Source organism: Symplocastrum torsivum (assembly GCF_059505465.1).
In genome coordinates this window covers 21,032-36,478 of record NZ_JCACKQ010000068.1, presented here as the reverse complement: position 1 = coordinate 36,478, position 15,447 = coordinate 21,032, and the positions used below count along the sequence as shown (strand labels likewise).

Genomic DNA, 15,447 nt, shown 5'->3' with positions numbered 1-15,447 from the left:
AGGGTAAGGCTTTGGCGGCATAATGGCAGGTAGACTTCCGCCGAAGTCTACTAGCTTCTGTAGTTATGGTACTTAGGCAAAGATGACAATATCTGCGTTGGTCATTGCCAAGCCAGTAGAGAGTATGAAGATCTGTACTTGCGCCGTGCCACCAATGCCATCAGCATCAAAGAACAGACCCCCTGTAGCACTGTTGTAGATGAAGCGATCGCTACTATCAGCCGCCGCTGAACCAACGGTAAATTGAGTCTCATTCAGTACAGTTCCCCCAGCCAGTCCACCGCCGAAACCACTAGCTGAGAAACCTAGCCAGTCCTCTCCCACCTGAAAATCGTTGATGATGTCTATGCCTGTAGTGCTGTACTTACGGAGGAAACGGTCAGCTCCAACGCCACCTGTGAGTATATCGTTACCGATGCCGCCGACTATGCGATCATCGCCTCCCTCACCCAGAAGAGTGTCATTGCCCTGCTTGCCATACAAAACGTTGTTGGCATCATTCCCCGTGATGGTGTTGTTCAACTCATTGCCTGTGCCATTGATTGGCTGATCCTGCTCTCCTCCTGCTGGATTCGCTGCTCCTTTGAGCAAAAGGTTCTCCAGGTTGGCACTCAAAATCCAAGAAACGGTAGTTTCAACGGTGTCTACTCCAGCATTTACGTCTTCAATGATGCTGTCTGTGACATCTCTAACACGGTAAATATCATTACCCGTTCCGCCATAGAGGAAATCACCACCACCCGAACCTTCCAAGGTGTCATTACCTGCTAGACCAAAAAGGGAGTTCTGATAAGAATTCCCGATGAGAAAGTTATTTAGCTCGTTGCCTGTGGCATTAACATTGGCATTATTTGCACCACCTAAGATTTGTAGGTGTTCTACATTGGCTGCCAATGTATAACTTACACTTCCCGATGTATTCCCAACATTAAAGATAACCTTGTCTACTAGACCACCATTCACGTCTTCAACAACGTTGTCCAATAGGTTGTCTACGTAATAAGTATCAACACCCGCTCCACCAATGAGGGTATCCGCGCCAGTTCCACCATCAAGGCTGTCATTACCATCATCCCCAAATAGCTCATCATTTCCTGCATTACCATTTAGTGTGTCATTGCCAGCCAGACCTCTAATGATGTCATCGCTGTCGGTACCAAATAAAACGTTATTAGTCGCGTCGCCATTAATAATAGCCATGAGATTTTTCCTTATGTTCAATCGTTCAAAAGCTTGGGAAAAAGTTAGATAATCACTGCCAAAAACAAATTGCAGCTACTGGCAAAACCACTTGCCTTAGTCGAGTAAGAGAGACTACGCGAAGATAAAAATATCCGCGTTGGTCATTGCCAAGCCAGAAGAGAGGGTGAAGATCTGTACTTGTGCCGTGCCACCAATGCCATCAGCATCAAAGAACAGACCACCTGTAGCGCTGTTGTAGATGAAGCGATCGCTACTATCAGCCGCCGCTGAACCAATGGTGAATTGAGTCTCATTCAGTACAGTTCCCCCAGCCAGTCCACCGCCGAAACCACTAGCTGAGAAACCCAGCAAATCCTCTCCCACCTGAAAATCGGTAATAGTGTCAATGGCTGTAGTGCTGTACTTACGGAGGAAACGGTCAGCCCCAGTACCACCTGTAAGCGTGTCACTGCCCTTGCCACCAATTAAGGTGTCGTTGCCCGCACCACTCATGAGGATGTCATTACCCGCTTTTCCTATGAGAGTGTCAAGGCTGTAATCTCCCCTAATTTCATTGCTGAGTTCGTTACCAGTGCCATACATGGTATCGAGGCTACTAAGCGCATAGAGAGTCAGGTTTTCCACGTTGGCACTAAGTGTCCAAGAAGCAGCAGAGAAAACCAAGTCTATGCCACCATTTGCGTCCTCAACAATGGTGTCGTTGGCATCAGAATATATATCATCGTTATAGATGAGATAAAGATCATTACCATTTCCACCGATAAGGATGTCGTTACCGCCTCCTCCAGTGAGGTCGTCATCGCCAGCACCACCAAACAGCGAGTTGTTAGCATCGTTGCCAGTAAGACCGTTGTTGAGACTATTACCCGTGCCATTTATCGCTGCATTACCCGTAAGAACTAGACGTTCTAGGTTGCTACCCAGCGTCCAACTGATGCTCGATTCTATAGTGTCGGTATCGTAGTAAGGATTGCTAGACTCAATAACTTGGTCGCCGATGTTGTCAACAATATAGGTGTCGCTACCATTGCCACCCTCCATGCGATCGGCACCCGCACCACCATCGAGAAGGTCATCGCCAAAGCCAGCAAATAGAGAGTTGTTGGCAGAGTTTCCGTAGATGAGGTTGCCTAGATCGTTACCTGTGCCATTTATTGCTGCATTACCCGTAAGAACCAGCTTTTCTAAATTCTCACCTAGTACCCAAGTAATGCTGGATTCTACGGTGTCGAAACTATTACTATCATTAGGGGCTGTCTCTTCAATCAGATCGCCAATGTTGTCAACAATGTAGGTGTCATTACCATTGGCACCCTCCATGAGATCGGCACCTATACCACCATCTAGAATGTCATCACCCTCTCCCCCATTGAGGGTGTCATTGCCCGCTAAGCCATTGAGGGTGTCGTTCTCATCAGTTCCGCTGAGAGTGTCATCGCCATTCGTGCCGTTTCTAGTTGCCATCTTGACATACCCAATTTTGTCCTTTTTTCAGTTAACTAGAATACAAAGCGATCGCACTTCACCCACGTAGGTCACCCGATTGGGTGACCTACAATTTTTTCATCTATCCATAGGCGGATTATTGATTTTAGCCAAGTCTACTTATGCTAAGGAATTAATTTACTTAACCCCCGGCTTAACTGTTTGCTGAGGCAGCAGGTGTGCTTGAACTTACCTCCCAAATGCCGAACTGCATCAAGTCAACTTTGCCGGCTCAGATTTATCAAAGACTGTTTTTACTCACACCTTCGGGAGTATTCTTTGTGTTGCCTTTAGCCCAGATGGTAAACTTCTAGCAGTAGGAGATACCAATGGTGAAGTTCGCCTTTGGCAAGTTGCAGATGCTCAACCCTTCTTGACGTTAAAGGGACACATAGATTTGGTGTGGTCAGTGGCTTGGAATCCTGATGGTCAAACTTTAGCCAGTGCCTCTGAAGACCAAACCGTAATGATGTGGGATGTGAAGACGAGACGATTAAAGTGTGGGATGTTAAGACAGGTGAGTGCCTGAAAACTCTAAGAACTGAGCGCCCTTATGAAGGGATGAATATTACAGGGGTTACGGGTTTAACAGAAGCACAAAAAGCTACCCTCAAAACACTGGGGGCTATTGAGGTGAGCAGTTATGGTGAGATGTCATTTCTATAATTGACATCAAGCTAACAAGTAAGATCTGTTTTTTAAAATGAGTATTGAAGTTGATTACCGATTTCCGCCCGGTGTTGATGCGGAACGCCAAGCTAAAGTCATTGCAGTAGGGCAAACGGCTGGCACCTGGGATGCCCGTTTTGCTCATCATGAAGAGAAATTGCGATCGCATTTAGCCGAAGTGGTCGGTGGACGTACCGATCCCGATGGCTATAGCCTCGCTACCATCAGTTTTCCAGAAACTAATGTCGAGAATGACATCTCCAGCCTCTTGACAATGATTTTTGGGAAATACTCAATGGCAGGTGCGGCAAAGGTTGTGGCTGTGCGTCTCCCAGAACATTATGGTAGTTATCCAAAATTGGGGATTACAGGGATTCGGGAAAGATTGGCAGTTGTTGATCGACCCTTGATTATGGCAATTTTTAAGCCAGCGCTAGGACTCTCTGCTGAGGACCATGCGGCGATTTTAAAAGAAGTTGCTTACGCAGGGCTAGACATTATTAAAGATGATGAGATTATGGGGGACTTAGAGGTTGCCCCAACCCTAAAACGCCTGGAAGCTTGCCGCCAAATTATTGATGAGGTCAAGCAGCAGACCGGACGTACAGTCCTGTATGCAGTTAATGTCACAGGTACAGCGGATAAGCTAATTGAGAAAGCGCATCTTTTAGTACGTGAAGGGGCGAACGCACTACTTCTTAATGTTCTTACTTATGGTTTTTCAGTATTAAGTGCGCTAGCCACTGATGAGAAGATTAATGTGCCAATTTTTGCTCATCCTGCCTTAGCGGGGGCGATGTGTGCTTCCCCTGACTACGGTATAGCGTACTCAGTTGTGTTGGGAACATTAATGGCGCATGGTGGGGCAGATGCGGTGCTGTATCCTGCTCATTATGGGAATTTGCCATTTGACCCAGCCGAGGAAATACGAATTCGCGACAGTTTGCGATCGCGTAATGTCTTCCCTGTCCCCTCCGCTGGTATTCATCCCGGTGTTGTACCCAAAGCACTCTTCGATTACGGTCAGGATGTTATTCTCAACGCGGGTACTGGAATTATGGATCATCCAGATAGTCCAGCCGCAGGTGTTAAAGCCTTTTTTGAAGCCCTAGAACGAGTCAAGCAAGGCGAATCTTTTGAACTAGAAACCCTTCCCAAAAGCGCACTTCGCCGTGCCGTTGAGAAATGGGGAGTTAAATAAGATCAGTTTGAACAGAAGTAACAATAGAAATCCGGATTTTTATTCTCTAAATTTTTTTTTCTAAAATCTCCTCCTTAGATAATAAGCTCTTCGTCATTTAAACCTGATTGTCAAAAATTGCCAAATTCTTGTAGTGTAACGATCCTGGTTGCTACTGATACCCAATTTAAATGCGCGACAGCTTAAAGTAGGTGACATTACATAAATTAAATGATTATTCTATATAGTAATTAACAAATCTATCTTCTTAAGTAATGAGTAACTTAAGCGACACAAGCCAAAAACTAAGCTTTGCTATTATTACTCCTAGCTATGCTCCTGACTTTGAAAGATGTAGGCTGCTATCCTGGAGTCTAAAAGAATTTGTCTCACCTTCTGTCACCCATTACATTGTTGTAGACAAGTCGGATCTCCCGCTTTTCTCTCAGCTAAAAAGCCCAAATACAGAGATTATTACCAAAGAATCAATACTACCTTGGTGGATTAAAAAGGTTCCCTTTGGTAAGAAGAATAAGTGGCTAAGTTTAAAAACTTTACCGCTCCGAGGTTGGCATCTTCAACAAATTATCAAAATTGCAGTAGCTCAACACATTCATAAAGACGTTTTGGTGTTCGTTGATTCGGATGCAGCCTTTGTACGCCCTTTTAATCTTCTAAGCCTTACTCGTGGAGATCAAGCCCAGTTTTTCCGCATACCCAGTGTAGGCTTCCCGACGGTAGAAGGTGAGCAAGGGTATTTAAAATGGCACCGAACTGCTAGTCGCCTACTAGGTTTGCCACCGATGGATTACCCACTTCCAGGGTACATTGGCAATTTTGTGACTTGGAGACGTGACAATGTTTTGAAGATGTATCAGAAGATTGAGGAGGTTTCTGGACGGCAATGGATTGAAGCGCTGTGCAACTCATTCCATATTTCTGAATATGTACTGTACGGAGTCTTTATTGACCACGTTCTAAAGGAAAACTCCGGACATTATGATGTGTCGAGCGGTATTTGTAAGGAATACTGGTCTGATATAGGCATGTCAGATGAGCAGTTGCAAAACTTCTTCGCAGAAATGCCACCCGGAGACGTAGCTGTAATGATATCAGCTAAAGCTGGTATGTCTGTTGAGCGTTATCAAACTCTATTAGCTACATATAACACTAGCCGCGAATAGCTTAGCCCTCTCCTAAGAAAACAGAATGGTTTCTTACGCAGCATAACGGATGCGCTTACGTCCGTGAACAGCTTCTGTCACTCTCAGAAAATCATGCTCGAAGATAAACTCTGAAATTGCCCTAATGTAAGGATTTGAGTAGTGAGTTTCTGAGGGAAACTCAAAAATGTAGACTAATTGGGAGAACTACTGTCCTATCAGGGTTTCAGCATTTGCGATCACCAGAGTGACAGAAGACGGTTAGTACAGCCTCGCGAAAATAACTAATGTGCGATAAGCCTAATGACATGGTAGGCTGATGCCAAGCTTTGCTAATGCTTGATTGTGCCCAAAAGACCGTCGCTATCCAATCAAAATCAGCCCAAACGAGTCGTCTTCTGTGACTTCGACGGCACGATTACAGCCGAAGAAACCTTCGTGGGGATGCTTAAAGAATTTGCACCCGAATTATCTGAGCAATTGATGCCCGAAATGTACGCTCGGCGCATCACCTTGCGTGAAGGTGTGCGGCAACTCTTAGAATCAATCCCTTCAGTCCACTATCCCGACATCATTGAATATGCTAAGCCAAAGCTAATCCGTCCAGGACTAGAAGCATTACTGGATTTTCTGGATGCTCAAGAAGTTCCCTTTATTGTCGTTTCCGGTGGTGTGCGAGGGATAGTGGAAACGGTATTGAGTCAGACAAGTACGAAGGGAAAAAGCTTAATTGAGCGGATGGCAGCGATTTATGCTGTTGATCTCGATGCGACACGCGACTATCTAAAGGTGTTCTCAGAGTTTGAGGCAGATACAGAACTAGTGGCCAAGGTGCTAGTGATGGCACGACACCCAGCCGAAGAACAGATTGCGATTGGGGATTCGGTGACAGACTTAAATATGGCACTTCATGCACCTGTAGTTTTTGCACGCGATCGCCTTTGCCATTACCTCGACGAACACAAGAAGCCTTACATCCCTTGGAATGATTTCTTCGATATCTGTGACAAGTTATCCCAGGAATGGGAAAACTCTTAATGTAAAGAATAAGGCTGTTCAAGGTGACTAGGGATCTGGGAACAGGTTACTGGGAAGAAATCGAACGTCGCCTGAGCTACCAATGCCAGAATCCAACTTTTATCACTACACTAGCTCCTTGGGAACCGCTTCACTAACAGAGTAAATCAGAACGAAGCGGCTTTAATACATATCTTTCCGTGTATGTAAAGAGTATGTAAGCCCTGACAAATAAAACCCTGTCACGTAAATTTTCGAGGTTAGAATGAATACCGATCCAAGACCAACCTTAATTGCAGCCGCTGGTCACTTCTACCAGTTAGGCTGGATGGTGGGAACAGCTGGGAATCTCTCCGCTCGGCTGCCCGATGGCAGTTTTTGGATTACTGCCAGTGGACGCAATAAAGGGCAGCTAGGCATCAGTGACTTCATCCGCATCGCGCCCGATGGCACGGTGTTAGAGCAACGCTCACCGGATGTCCGCCCTTCAGCCGAAACCAGTATTCATCAGGCAATCTACTCTCTGTTCTCCGATGCCCAAGCCTGCTACCACGTTCACTCCATCGAGGCTAATTTAGTTTCTCACTTTGCTGATGGGGACGCACTGCCTCTGCCACCTTTGGAAATGCTTAAGGGGTTTGGCGTGTGGGAAGAAAACCCAATATTGGCAATGCCAGTATTTGCTAACCATTTAGAAGTGCCTCGAATTGCCAGTGATATCCGTGAGCGCTTTCAGGCGGAATCGCCGCCACTGAATGCTTTGCTCATCCGCAATCACGGTGTCACAGTTTGGGCTTCTTCACCAGAAGTTGCTCACAATTACCTAGAGGTTGTGGAATATATTTTCCGCTATATGGTAGCTGCCCGAAACGTTGGGATCGAGAACGCAAGTTAAAAAAAGAAGCGTTTGTAGTGAAGCAAGAGGATGCTATGGAATCAATAACAACACAAAGCGATATCGATGCAGCAGCTTGGAAGGCACTTGAAGATTCCATTATTTATTATTGCGGACACCCTGTTGGGACAGTAGCGGCTCGTGACCCGGATGTCGAAGCGCTTAATTATAATCAGTGCTTTGTTCGCGATTTTGTCTCTTCAGCCTTAATCTTTTTGATGAACGGTCAAACGGAAATTGTTCGCAATTTCCTAGTAGAGACATTAGCGCTACAAAGTGAAACTAAGCAAATGGATTACTTTAATGCTGGTCAAGGGTTGATGCCTGCCAGCTTTAAAGTTGCTACAAGCTATGGTGAGCAATATTTAACGGCTGATTTTGGTGAACATGCGATCGCAAGAGTGACGCCTGTTGACTCTAGCCTCTGGTGGATTATTCTCTTACGTGCTTATGTCAAAGCCACTGGAGACATTGCGCTTGCTCATCAACCGGAGTTTCAAAAAGGACTTATCTTAATTCTCAAGCTTTGCCTAGCCGACCGATTTGATATGTTCCCTACGATCTTAGTTCCCGACGGAGCATTTATGATTGACCGTCGGATGGGTGTTTATGGACATCCTTTAGAAATCCAAGCCTTATTTTATGCGGCATTGAGGTCAGCGCGTGAGCTACTTGCACCCAGCCGTCAAGGAGAAATTTACACCCTAATCGTCAATCAGCGCTTGAGTACTCTCAACTACCATATTCGTAAGTATTATTGGCTAGATATTAAGCGTGTGAATGAAATCTATCGCTATCGGGGTGAGGAATTTGGCGAAGCCGCCGTTAATAAATTCAATATTTATCCTGAGTCTATCCCCTACTGGTTAACCGAATGGATGCCAGAAAAAGGTGGTTATCTCGCTGGTAATCTGGGTCCTGCACAGATGGATTTTCGCTTCTTCGCCGTTGGAAACTTGATGGCAATTATTTGTTCTCTATCCAGTCCTCAAGAATCTCAAGGAATTATGGATCTCATCGAACAACGTTGGGATGATCTAGTGGGAAATATGCCCATGAAAATCTGTTTTCCGGCTGTAGAAGGACTGGAATGGAAAATTTTAACAGGATGTGACCCTAAAAACGTTCCGTGGTCGTACCACAATGGCGGCAATTGGCCTGTTTTACTGTGGATGTTGGTGGCAGCGGCCCAGAAAACAGGAAGAAAGGAAATTGGGCGAAGAGCCATTGAAATTGCTGAAAAACGTTTGTGTCATGATCAATGGCCCGAATACTATGATGGCAAGAATGGGCGATTGATTGGGAAAGAAGCGAGGAAATATCAAACCTGGACAGTCGCAGGTTACTTAGTAGGAAAAGCTCTAATGGATAATCCCTCTCATTTATCCCTATTCAGCTTTGATGAAGACTTAGAATCACTTGAATGGTCTTATCATCAAATGGCTTAAATTAATTTTAGTTAAAGACGACCTTTATTTAGTGGTTACTCGATATCAAGCTTTTGAGTAACTACTAGATAGATAGGGGTTCTCATGTAGATGAGGTACAAATTTCTGGGTTTTCGGGAATTGGGTGACGCTGGCATCCGGAGGCTCACTCCGGATGAGGAAGCGCATTCCCGTTGGGGAATTGGGAATAGGCAGGAAACTTAGAACCAGGAATAAACCTTCTACCTTGTGGTTTCTACTGTGGTTTCTGTTGGGTTCACCTCTAATGTCAGTTAGGTGATAGAAATTCATCCCAAATCCGATTCTATAGTCTCTTTTTGGGTTTTAGTTGAAGAGACGTTCCGGCGGAACGTCTCTTATCGGTTTATAGGTTACTCATCCAGATAAGCGTAGACGGTGAGCAATTGCTGCAATATAGTCAAATGCTCCTCATCAGAAATGATTGGTGGATTCGATCCTGGTTCGATAATCAGATCGCCAAGGGTGTCTAGCGCACGTCCATTGATTGATTCAATCAATAGTTCAGGCATTGTGACGTTTTCCGCCGCAATGCTTTTGATCGTTGCTGCTGGATTATCTTGTTCTGCGATCGCTCTGAGTACCATTAGCTCATGCTTGGGAAGTTGATCCATGAATTCACTCCATTTGAGTGCGAGATCTTCCTCAGACATTGCCTGTGCAGGCGGCTGAACCTGAAACTCGGCCCATTCGGGAGGTAATTCCTCGTCAAGTTCTGATTGTGCATCATAGAGTACCTGTTCAGGCAGTTGCGATAAGAATTCAGCCCATTCGGGAGGTAATTCTTCGTCAGGATTTAGAGGAATTTCTTCTGTTGGCGAAGGCGAATAGTTGAGTGCCTCTTCTAAGTGTCTTCTTTGTTCCTCAAGGGCAATTACTTCCTGCTTCAGTTCTTCTTTGTTGCTTTGTTGCTCGGCAATTTGAGCTTGCAACTGAGCAAATTCGGCTTGCAAAGAATTCAGGGTAGCTTCGGCTTGCTGACTTTCTGCTCTAGCTTGGGAAATAGTTTCATGCCATTGATGATGTTCTGCCTCAAACGTCTGAATCTGAGCTTGCAGTCTGTCTGCCTCTGCTTCTAGTTGCTGCCTTTGCTCATGGAGAGTGGCTAACTCTTGCTCTAGTTGTTCTTTGCTGTTTTGTCTTTCTGATAGTTGGCTATGTAGCTGGTTAAGCTCGGCATTTAAAGACTCAAGAAGTCCTTCCACTTGCTGCTTTTCTGTCTCAGTGGACGAGAGAGATTGATAATGCTCACTAGTGCTTTGCTCCAGGGTTTGAATTTGAGCCTGTAAATCGTTTAACTCAATTTCTAGCTGCTGTTTTTGTTCCTGAAGTGTGGTTATTTCCTGAGCGATCGCGTCCTGTGCTTCTTTGTTGTTTTGCTGCTCTGTGACTTGAGCTTGCAACTGAGCAAGTTCAGCTTGCAGAGAATTCAGGTGAGCTTCAGCTTGCTGACTTTCTGCTCTAGCGTGGGAAATGGTTTCATGCCATTGATGATGTTCTGCCTCATACGTCTGAATCTGAGCTTGCAGTGAACCTGCCTGTGCTTCTAGTTGCTGCCTTTGCTCGTGGAGAGTGACTACCTCTTGCTCTAGTTGTTCTTTGTTGTTTTGCCTTTCTAAAAGTTGACTTTGCAGTTGATTAAGCTCAGCATTTAAAGACTCAATGACTGCTTCCAACTGATGCTGTTCTGTCTCAGTAGACGAGAGAGATTGATAGCGTTCGCTCGTGCTTTGCTCCAGGGTTTGAATTTGAGCCTGTAAATCATTTAATTCAGTTTCTAGTTGCTGTCTTTGTTCCTGAAGCGTAATTAATTCTTGAGCGATCGCATCTTTTGTACTCTGTTGCTCAGTAACTTGGACTTGTAGCTGCTCTAGCTCTGTTGTTAAAGCGCTGATGCTAGCTTCTAAACCCTGTTTTTGGGCGATTGTCGCGGTTAAAGACTCACTCACCTCACTTCGCTGTTGCTCAAGCTCTTGAATTTGAATCTGAAGGTGGCTTGTGTCTACTTCAAGCTGAGATTTTCTATCCTCTAAAGCCGCTAACTCTCGATTTAGCTCTTCCTGCTGGTTCTCGGTTTGTGCAACTTGGTTTTGTCGTTCGCTGAGTTCTGCTTGTAAGGAACTGAGATGAGCATTTGTTGTCTCTACTGCTACTGTTTTAGCGGTTAAAGACTCATTCAACTCAGTATCCCACCTCTCAAGTGCTTGAACTTGAGTTTGTAGATGATCGAGTTGCTGTGAGAGTTGCTGTTCCTGTTCTAATTCAGTGGCAATTTCTTGAGCTAGTCCTTCCTTTTGCTGAAGTAAAAGAGCCAGTTGAGCCTGTAGCTCACTCAGTTCGGATTGTAAGGAAGTTCTGTTTGCTTCGGTTTGTGCCGTTAAGGTTTGACTCAGTTCACCTTGTTCCTCTTCGAGCGATTGAACTTGGGTTTGGAGATTTTGCGATCGCGTTTCTAATTCCTGTTCCTGTTCTTCTAGCAGGGCAATATTCAAACCGATCGCTTTCTGTTGCTCTAGCTGCTCAGTAATACGGATTTCTAACTGCTCTATTTCAGCTTGTAAAGCGTTTTTATGAGTCTCTGTTGTTTGAAGTTCAGCAGTTTTTGCAGATAAATTTTGATTAAGTTCGGCTTGCTGTTGTTCGAGGGCTTGAACCTGTGTTTGTAGGCTTTGCGCTCCCCCTTGTGATGCGTTTCTTTGCTCTTCTAGTGTGGTGATCTCCTGATGTAATTCCCCTTGGCGCTGTCGTTGCTCGGTAACTTGAGCTTGTAGCTGCTCAATTTCAGTTTGTAAAGACGTTTTTTGAGTTTCGGTGCTTTGGAGTTCATTAGCTTTTGCGGCTAGAGATTGATTTAGCTCAATTTCCTGATCTAGAAGAGCTTGAATTTGCGTTTGTAGAGTGTCTGAGCGCTCCGTTAGCTGGTACTCAACCGCTTCTAATGCGGCGATGTCTTGAGTGAGTTGTTCCTTCTGCTGAAGTTGCTCTGTAACTTGCGCTTGCAGTGGCGCGAGTTCTATTTGCAACGTTGCTAAGCCTGCTTGGGCTTCCCTTACTTCCGCTTTTGCCGCAGGTAGAAGTTCGTGGAGTTCGATTTGCTGTTCTAAAAGTGTCTGAAGCTCAGTTTGTAGGGTTTGCGCTTCTCCCTCAATCTGTTGCTTTTGCTTGTGAAGACTAGCTAAATCCTGATTTAGTTCATCCCTTTGTTTGTTGAGTTCGGAAACTCTGCCCATTAACTGCCCACGTTCAATTTGTAGAGCATCAATGCTAGCTTCTGCTTCTTTCTTGCTTGCGGCTACCGATGAGAGGGATTGCTGCAACTGGGTTTGATGTCCCTCAAGCTCCTGAATCTGAGCAGATAAAGAGTTTTTATAAAGTTTTTCTCTTTTGGTTCGTTGTTTTTCGGTAACTAAAACTCCAGCAAAGCTAGCTGGAACAGAAATCGCACCCGTAATCAGTGCTTTGTCTATTTTTCCTGAGTTTGCCAACAGTCCAAATACGAAACTGACACCGAAGGCAACTGAACCCAAAAGAATTCGATTGATTAGCATGGTTGGTTGTATAGTACTTGTATTGAGCCAAATCAATTATTCGGGAAGCTAGCTGCACCTTGGCAGAAGTTTGCACCCATTTCGGTAGACAAACTCCTATCTGACTTATTTTGATGACGGTCTTGGTCTGCTCCAATTTCCAAGCCTTTATCCAAATTAGCAGCGTTTTTATTTAGCTGTTGGACTGAAAAACGCTCAAATCGCCTTGGAGAAAGTCAATGAACTGTCGTGCCGTGCGTCCAGAACGCCCATTGTGGCGGGTAGCCCATTGCAGTGCACGATACTTTAATTCTTCTTCGTTTAGGGAAATTCCGGATTGTCTTGCCAGATGTTGAACAATCTTTAAATATGTTTCTTGGTTCGCTGGCTCAAAGGTAAGAGTGAGTCCGAAGCGATCGCTAAACGAAAGCTTCTCCTGAACGGTATCCCAAGCATGAACCTCATCCCCGTCACTGGGACGAGGACGCTCACCAAAAAACTCTCGAATCAAGTGCCGCCGATTGGATGTGGCATAAACGACAACATTTTGCGATCGCGCGGTTACACTCCCTTCCAGCACAACTTTCAACGCCTTAAAAGCGTCGTCATCGTCCTCAAATGAGAGGTCATCGACAAAGATAATAAATTTTTGAGGAACATCCCGCAATTGCTCGACAATTAGCGGGAGGTCTTTTAAATCGGATTTCGCCACTTCAATCAGCCGCAAACCACGATGACTATATTGTTGTAATAATCCCTTGACAAGAGAAGACTTACCCGACCCGCGACTGCCATAGAGCAACACATGCAACGCTGGATATCCGGCGAGTAAAAACTCTGTATTTTTAACTATAGCCTCTTGCTGAGATTCATATCCTACCAGTTCTGTAAGTTGAATCGGGTCAGGGTAGGTGATGCCAACGAGTTCACCCAACTGCCAGCGCAAGGCACGATATTGAGCGAATACCCCTGTCCCAAATTGTCGGTAGTAAGCGGCTAAAGCTTCTATCGCATCTGCCCAGTTGTTGAGATGTTGCAGCTTCTCTCGTAGGGAAGTGTAGTCTTGTACTTCTAAATTCTGCTCCTGATGCCAAGGAGTTGGAGCAATGGGTAGTTGAGAGGCAGCTTGCACCCAGTTGCTGAGTTGTTCACTGCTGCATTGATAAAGACTTTGTAAGGCTTGTAAATCCTGCACTGCTGCGGCGATGAGGGCAGGCGATAAGTCTTTTACTGGTGCTAACTGAGCTTGTTGGGTAAAGGGATTACTGTTTGTGAGAATTTGAGCTAGCAGATAATCTTGCCAGCTTTGAGAGTGAGCAGCGAGGGCTTTAAACCAAACACCATAAGCGTAAAGGCAGATGAGTTCATCGGGATCGCTTTTGCCTAGGGCTTGCAGGAGGTTAATGAATGCTTCACCGACTTCTCCAGATAGCACAGATTGATAGAGCAACAGCGACGCGGCTTGACGTTGGAGAAATTGAATTGAGGTAGTACCTGGAGTAGTCATGAATTAAGCGATCAGCACTCAGCGTTCAGCAATCAGCTTAAAGCCAAATAAGCAAAGAGGGCAAAAACTCGCAAGAGAGTCGATGTCTTAAGCTAAGGCATCAACAGCGACAAGCGATCACATCCTGACTGAATCCATTGAATTGTAGCGTTAGCTTCATTCCCCTTTTTATAGAAATTTCATCCAATTATGTAATTGGAATAAAGTTTTTAAGAGAAGAGTTGTCACCCCTCACCAGGTAGATTACGCTTCAATGAGATACTGTAAGCCACGCTCAACTTTAGTTGGACGCTTCAACACAAACGACAATACAATCGTCAGGGCGAATTTTCACATTGCTGCAACGACAACTTAAAAGGAATAACAATGACAAGCAACATCATTAAACATTTTGCTGCTGCAACAGTTGCAGGTGCATTCTTAAGCTTTGCGATCGCTAGTGCAGCTGTAACGTTTGCTGTAATATTTAACGCCACATCTGGTCATTCAGTAGACCAGACAGGTGTAACGTCTACACAGCGCTAGGCAATCTATTATTTTTACTCGTTATATGAATGTGACATCCTCCCAACGCTGACCTTTACAAGGTACAGCGCGGCTTTCCAAGATTCCTCATCTTCATGTCGATCTTCGCGCACATTGGATTGAAGAAGCGGCAAGGGGCTTGACGCGATTCAGGTAAAAATAGGGAGCATCTTGCTCCCTCTCCTGAATTTTGGCAAATTTGTGATGCACCCCCTTTAGTAGGTGAGGACTAAGGGCAGTCAAGGCTATAAAGAGGTATTAGCCGCAAAATCAACGAAAATGGCAGAAACTCCTTCTAATTCAGTCAGGCTTTATACCAGATTTATTTCTATCCTAAAAATACTCCAATATATCGGTTATTCTGTTGTCGTTTTCTTCAGTCTCACTTTTGTACTCTTTACGGGGGGCATTCAAAGTTTTTTTCCACCCATCGCCATTGTCCTGGTTCTGCTACAAGCTACACTCGGTTGTCTAATTATCTACGTGATTACCCAAGGATTAATCGCGATCGTTGACCTACTCAGTCGTATCGAACAGAATACAAGGTCTCAGTAAAATCTGTAATAACTTTGTAGGAAAAAAATTACTACAGGCAAAATTCCTCCTCTGGTTCCTAAACCTAGAGGAAGGAAAAGACAGTAATCGTCTTAGAATAAAAAGCAAGAAGTTACTGAGTCAAAAATGCACTCAGTAACCTTTGCTGTAAGGTGAGGTTTAGAGAGACTTGAAAAGTTTTGAAGCAACACCTAGGAGTTTGAGTGCTTTACCCAAGTCCTAGCCAACTACGATGCATCTATTTTGCATAAATTG

At 44.8% G+C, this 15,447-nt stretch carries 13 protein-coding genes; 9 read left to right on the top strand and 4 right to left on the bottom strand.

The features are described from left to right. Positions 1-72 precede the first annotated feature (72 nt). Together AC5JL3_RS20360 and AC5JL3_RS20355 are read right to left on the bottom strand one after the other, a co-directional pair. Positions 73-1,200: a calcium-binding protein gene (locus AC5JL3_RS20360; RefSeq protein ID WP_496076204.1), complete on the bottom strand. Its 1,128-nt coding sequence runs from the start codon at positions 1,198-1,200 to the stop codon at positions 73-75. Positions 1,201-1,314: 114 nt separating this feature from the next. Then, a complete protein-coding gene (locus tag AC5JL3_RS20355; protein ID WP_496076203.1) occupies positions 1,315-2,667 on the bottom strand; it encodes a calcium-binding protein in 1,353 nt (450 codons plus the stop codon). Positions 2,668-2,896: 229 nt separating this feature from the next. Here AC5JL3_RS20355 and AC5JL3_RS20350 point away from each other — a divergent pair, with 229 nt between their 5' ends. From AC5JL3_RS20350 to AC5JL3_RS20320, 7 genes are all read left to right on the top strand, one after another. Next, positions 2,897-3,217 (top strand): WD40 repeat domain-containing protein, encoded by a 321-nt coding sequence (locus AC5JL3_RS20350; protein ID WP_496076205.1) that lies wholly within the window; start codon positions 2,897-2,899, stop codon positions 3,215-3,217. Beyond that, positions 3,160-3,354, top strand: coding sequence for a hypothetical protein (locus AC5JL3_RS20345; protein WP_496076202.1), 195 nt, complete (start codon positions 3,160-3,162; stop codon positions 3,352-3,354). The genes AC5JL3_RS20350 and AC5JL3_RS20345 overlap by 58 nt, the downstream gene beginning before the upstream one ends. A 37-nt stretch (positions 3,355-3,391) precedes the next feature. Further along, a complete protein-coding gene (locus tag AC5JL3_RS20340) occupies positions 3,392-4,558 on the top strand; it encodes a RuBisCO large subunit C-terminal-like domain-containing protein (RefSeq protein WP_496076201.1) in 1,167 nt (388 codons plus the stop codon). 254 nt (positions 4,559-4,812) lie between these two features. Then, on the top strand, positions 4,813-5,721 hold the full coding sequence (locus AC5JL3_RS20335) for a DUF6492 family protein (protein WP_496076200.1): 909 nt from the start codon (positions 4,813-4,815) through the stop codon (positions 5,719-5,721). A 324-nt stretch (positions 5,722-6,045) separates the two neighbouring features. Next, positions 6,046-6,738: an HAD-IB family phosphatase gene (locus AC5JL3_RS20330; protein ID WP_496076199.1), complete on the top strand. Its 693-nt coding sequence runs from the start codon at positions 6,046-6,048 to the stop codon at positions 6,736-6,738. A 244-nt stretch (positions 6,739-6,982) separates the two neighbouring features. Beyond that, complete coding sequence (mtnB, locus tag AC5JL3_RS20325) at positions 6,983-7,612, top strand: methylthioribulose 1-phosphate dehydratase (protein ID WP_496076198.1); 630 nt, start codon at positions 6,983-6,985, stop codon at positions 7,610-7,612. 35 nt (positions 7,613-7,647) lie between these two features. Further along, complete coding sequence (locus AC5JL3_RS20320; RefSeq protein WP_496076197.1) at positions 7,648-9,060, top strand: glycoside hydrolase 100 family protein; 1,413 nt, start codon at positions 7,648-7,650, stop codon at positions 9,058-9,060. A 371-nt stretch (positions 9,061-9,431) separates the two neighbouring features. Here AC5JL3_RS20320 and AC5JL3_RS20315 read toward each other — a convergent pair whose 3' ends face one another. Then, positions 9,432-12,626: a tellurite resistance TerB C-terminal domain-containing protein gene (locus AC5JL3_RS20315; RefSeq protein WP_496076196.1), complete on the bottom strand. Its 3,195-nt coding sequence runs from the start codon at positions 12,624-12,626 to the stop codon at positions 9,432-9,434. 172 nt (positions 12,627-12,798) lie between these two features. After that, the gene (locus AC5JL3_RS20310; protein ID WP_496076195.1) at positions 12,799-14,112 is read right to left on the bottom strand and encodes an ATP-binding protein; all 1,314 of its coding nucleotides are present in this window, start codon (positions 14,110-14,112) and stop codon (positions 12,799-12,801) included. A 366-nt stretch (positions 14,113-14,478) separates the two neighbouring features. On the opposite strand from AC5JL3_RS20310, the gene AC5JL3_RS20305 reads away from it, so the two are divergent. Continuing rightward, positions 14,479-14,637: a hypothetical protein gene (locus AC5JL3_RS20305; RefSeq protein ID WP_192219936.1), complete on the top strand. Its 159-nt coding sequence runs from the start codon at positions 14,479-14,481 to the stop codon at positions 14,635-14,637. Between the two features lie 279 nt (positions 14,638-14,916). After that, on the top strand, positions 14,917-15,192 hold the full coding sequence (locus AC5JL3_RS20300) for a hypothetical protein (RefSeq protein WP_496076194.1): 276 nt from the start codon (positions 14,917-14,919) through the stop codon (positions 15,190-15,192). The last annotated feature ends 255 nt before the right edge of the window (positions 15,193-15,447 follow it).

Coding starts and splice junctions, on each gene's coding strand:
- AC5JL3_RS20360 (WP_496076204.1), bottom strand. CDS start 1,200: ATGGCTATTATTAATGGCGACGCGACTAATAACGTTTTATTTGGTACC.
- AC5JL3_RS20355 (WP_496076203.1), bottom strand. CDS start 2,667: ATGGCAACTAGAAACGGCACGAATGGCGATGACACTCTCAGCGGAACT.
- AC5JL3_RS20340 (WP_496076201.1), top strand. CDS start 3,392: ATGAGTATTGAAGTTGATTACCGATTTCCGCCCGGTGTTGATGCGGAA.
- AC5JL3_RS20335 (WP_496076200.1), top strand. CDS start 4,813: ATGAGTAACTTAAGCGACACAAGCCAAAAACTAAGCTTTGCTATTATT.
- mtnB (WP_496076198.1), top strand. CDS start 6,983: ATGAATACCGATCCAAGACCAACCTTAATTGCAGCCGCTGGTCACTTC.
- AC5JL3_RS20320 (WP_496076197.1), top strand. CDS start 7,648: ATGGAATCAATAACAACACAAAGCGATATCGATGCAGCAGCTTGGAAG.
- AC5JL3_RS20315 (WP_496076196.1), bottom strand. CDS start 12,626: ATGCTAATCAATCGAATTCTTTTGGGTTCAGTTGCCTTCGGTGTCAGT.
- AC5JL3_RS20310 (WP_496076195.1), bottom strand. CDS start 14,112: ATGACTACTCCAGGTACTACCTCAATTCAATTTCTCCAACGTCAAGCC.
- AC5JL3_RS20305 (WP_192219936.1), top strand. CDS start 14,479: ATGACAAGCAACATCATTAAACATTTTGCTGCTGCAACAGTTGCAGGT.
- AC5JL3_RS20300 (WP_496076194.1), top strand. CDS start 14,917: ATGGCAGAAACTCCTTCTAATTCAGTCAGGCTTTATACCAGATTTATT.